Raw genomic sequence first — 3902 nt, forward strand, 5'->3', positions numbered from 1 at the left:
CCTCAACCGCCTGTTCGGCGGGCGTCACCTGCGCGCGGCGCCGGGGAACGAGTCCCGGCGTGCGGCAGAGCTGGAGGCGGCGACCCTGGCGTTCTATACGGCGGCCGACGCGCGTGGCCCCGTCGCCAGAGCGCATCTCGATCTGCATACCGCCATCCGCGGCTCGCGCTACCGCCAGTTTGCGCTTCTGCCCGCGCGGGAGGGGGAGTACAGCGCCGAGTTCTATCGGCTGCTCGCCGCCAGCGGCATGGACGCGGTGGTGCGGCATACCGAACCCGGCGGGACCTTTACCCACTTTACCGGCGAGACGTTTGCTGCCGAAAGCGCGACCCTCGAGCTGGGCAAGGTGATGCCCTTTGGCGAGAACGATCTGCGCCTGTTTGCCGCCGCCGACGCGGCGCTGCGGGCGACGATCGGCGGCGGGGCGCTGCCGTCGCGCCTGAAGGAGCCGATGCACCATTTTGTGGTTCAGGAGAGCATCATCAAGGGCGACGATCGCTTCACCTTGCACCTCGATCCCAAAATCGAAAACTTCACCGCGCTTGCCGCCGGGCAGGTTGTTGCCCGCCAGGCGGAGAAGACGTGGGTTATCGATGCCCGGGCGCCCTATATCCTGTTTCCGAATGCGGGAGTGGCAAGCGGGCAACGCGCCGGTTTGCTGCTGAAGTCTGCCGCGCCATGCCTTTCTTTGCCTCTCTGAAGGAATCGACATGACTCAACATCAACGTGAGGGGCAGGAGCATCCTGCCATCGACGGGGAGTGCCCGTCGCAGCTCAAACGCGGCCTTGGCGCCCGTCACATTCAGATGATTGCTCTGGGCGGCGCCATCGGGACCGGCCTGTTTATGGGGGCGGGACGAAATATTGCGGTGGCAGGGACCTCAATCCTGCTGATCTACCTGCTGGTGGGCTTTTTTACCTATATGGTGATGCGGGCGATGGGCGAAGTGCTGCTCACCCGCCTGGATTACCGCTCCTTCGCCGATTTCGTCGGCGATTATCTGGGGCCGCAGGCGAGCTTTTACCTCGGCTGGACCTACTGGCTGAGCTGGGTGGTGACCTGTATCGCCGACGTGGTGGTGTGCGGCAGCTATATGCAGTACTGGTTTCCCGAGATGTCGGCGTGGATGCCGGCCCTGAGCACCCTCGGCATTCTGTTCCTGTTCAATTTGCTGTCGGTGAAGATGTTTGGCGAAGCTGAGTTCTGGTTTGCGCTGATCAAGGTGATTACGATTATCGCGCTGATTGTGACCGGCGCGTGGATGATCGCCATCGGCTGGACCTCGCCGGACGGCGTGAAGGCTTCGCTGCACCATATCACCGACCCGGCGGTCTTTATGCCTCACGGCGTCACCGGCTTCCTCGCCGGCTTCCAGATAGCGATTTTCTCCTTCACCGGGATTGAGCTACTTGGGACGATGACCGCCGAGACCCGCGATCCGCAGAAGATCTTACCCAAGGCGATCAACGCGCTGCCGCTGCGGATCATCATTTTTTATCTGCTGTCGATGGTGGTGATTATTGCCGTGGCCTCGTGGCCGGGCGTGTCGCCCGACGCCAGCCCGTTCGTGACCCTGTTCGCCAAAGCCGGCCTGCCCGCCGCCGCGGCGGTGATTAACTTCGTGGCCCTGACCTCGGCGATGTCGTCGGCCAACAGCGGGGTCTACTCCAGCACCCGCATGCTGTACGGCCTGTCGGTGGAGAAGCACGCCCACGGGCAGTTCCGCATCCTGTCGCGCCACACCCGCATTCCGGTGCGCAGCCTGCTGTTCTCCTGCTTCTGCATGCTCAGCGGCACGCTGCTGCTGTTCCTCGTGCCGAACGTGATGACCCTGTTCACCATCGTCTCGACGCTGGCGGCCATCATGGTGGTCTTCAGCTGGGGAATGATCCTCGTGGCCTACCTGGTGTATCGGCGAAAGCGCCCGGACCTGCATGAAAGCTCGACCTTTAAGATGCCGGCGGGCGTGGCGATGAGCTGGCTAAGCCTGCTGTTCTTTGCCTTCGCTATTTTTATCATGATCTTCGACCCCGATACCCTGAAGGCGCTGATCGCCACGCCGCTGTGGTTTATCGCGCTGTGGCTATGCTGGAAGATGAAGCAGAAGCGAGAAGGGCAAACGCGGCTGGAGAAACTTAACGCCTGACGGGATACAATCGGCCTAATCGGCTGCGCGGCGATAAAGAGCGACTTTGTCGCCGCGCAAATTGAAAAGGAGAGGGTATGTCAGATAATTTCCCGGCGCTGTCCGCCGATACGCTGGCGGCAGCGAACCTCGTCGGCGCATGGCTGGCGCAGGACGATTTTTCCACCCTGGCGCAGAAGCCGCCGTTTGAGGTGGTGGTGCTGGCGGGCAACGCGGTGATCCCAACCATTGATGCCGCCTGTCGGCTGGCGGCCGAGGCTGAGGTTCCGCTGCTGATAAGCGGCGGAATTGGCCATTCAACGTCGTTCCTCTATGAGGCGGTACGCAACGACCCGCGCTATGGCTCGCTGCCGGTTGAGGGGCGCGCCGAGGCGCATATCCTTGCCGATATCGCCCATCAGTACTGGCACATACCGCGCGAGCGGATCGTGGCGGAAGCGCGCTCCACCAACTGCGGCGAGAACGCGCGCTTTACCCGCGAGGTGCTCGAGGCCGAGGGGCTGGCGCACCGCGTCGGGGTGGTTATCCAGGACCCGACCATGCAGCGGCGCACGATGGCGACCTTCGCCCGGGTCTGGCAGGGAGAAGATCCGCTCCCGCGCTGGTACAGCTATCCGGGCTGCGTGCCGCAGCTGCACAATACGCCGGAGCAGGGCCTGGCGTTCAGCGGCGCAGCGCAGGGGCTGTGGCCGGTAGGGCGCTATCTGGCGCTACTCCTTGGCGAACTGCCGCGCCTGCAGGACAGCCCTCAGGGATACGGCCCGCTGGGCAAAGATTTTATTGCCCACGTTGATACGCCTCCGCGGATTATCAGCGTGTGGCGCCAGCTGCGTGAAGACGGCCTTCTGACCCACGCCCTCGGGGATCGCACCTTAGGCTGATGATTTTTGCCCGTTTGTGACGAATTTGTCGCAAACGGGCAGATTGTGTTGCCTGAATGTAACGTTTTCTCCGGCCTTCGGGCCCGATTCTATGAAGTAATTCACATAATCACGCGTATGGACTGCTCCGGCTACCCGTTATGGATAGATTTTTAACAAATAAATCACTTGTTAAAAACAATAAATCCACAGGAGCAGGCTATGACAGCACCCGTTCAGCACCCGATGTATATTGATGGTCAGTTTGTTGCCGGGCGCGGCGACGCCTGGATTGACGTGCTCAATCCTGCCACCGAAGCGCTGCTCTCCCGCATTCCCGACGGCAGCGCCGAAGACGCGCGGCGGGCCATTGATGCCGCCGAACGCGCGCAGCCGGGCTGGGAGGCGCTGCCGGCTATCGAGCGCGCCGGCTGGCTGCGTAAAATCGCCGTCGGGATCCGCGAACGCGCGGGGGAGATTGCGGCGCTTATCGTTGCCGAAGGCGGGAAGACCCAGCAGCTGGCGGCGGTGGAGGTCTCCTTTACCGCCGATTATCTCGACTATATGGCCGAGTGGGCGCGGCGCTACGAAGGTGAAATCGTGCAAAGCGACCGTCCCGGTGAAAACATCCTCGTGTTCAAACGCGCCCTCGGCGTGACCACCGGCATTCTGCCGTGGAACTTCCCGTTCTTCCTGATTGCCCGCAAGCTCGCCCCGGCGCTGCTGACCGGCAATACCATTGTGATCAAACCGAGCGAGTTCACCCCCAATAACGCCGTCGCTTTTGCGCAGATTGTCGACGATATCGGCCTGCCGAAGGGGGTGTTTAACCTCGTGCTGGGCCGCGGGGAGACCGTCGGCCAGGAGCTGGCGGCGAACCCGAAAGTGGCGATGG

The 3902-nt window shown here is 62.5% G+C and carries 4 protein-coding genes; all 4 read left to right on the plus strand.

From position 1 onward, the window contains the following. Nucleotides 1–700, plus strand: a 700-nt coding sequence (locus tag PFH44_RS25565; RefSeq protein WP_283826566.1) for a succinylglutamate desuccinylase, incomplete at its 5' end; no start/stop codon positions are given. Between the two features lie 10 nt (nucleotides 701–710). Continuing rightward, a complete protein-coding gene (locus PFH44_RS25570; RefSeq protein ID WP_283826567.1) occupies nucleotides 711–2147 on the plus strand; it encodes an amino acid permease in 1437 nt (478 codons plus the stop codon). 77 nt (nucleotides 2148–2224) lie between these two features. Further along, on the plus strand, nucleotides 2225–3028 hold the full coding sequence (locus tag PFH44_RS25575; protein ID WP_283826568.1) for a YdcF family protein: 804 nt from the start codon (nucleotides 2225–2227) through the stop codon (nucleotides 3026–3028). A gap of 201 nt (nucleotides 3029–3229) precedes the next feature. After that, nucleotides 3230–3902: aldehyde dehydrogenase family protein (locus tag PFH44_RS25580; protein WP_283826569.1), on the plus strand; the 673-nt coding region annotated here is incomplete at its 3' end.

The organism is Klebsiella sp. Ech2A (assembly GCF_030078455.1).
In the GTDB taxonomy this organism is placed as follows: Bacteria; Pseudomonadota; Gammaproteobacteria; order Enterobacterales; family Enterobacteriaceae; genus Klebsiella; species Klebsiella terrigena.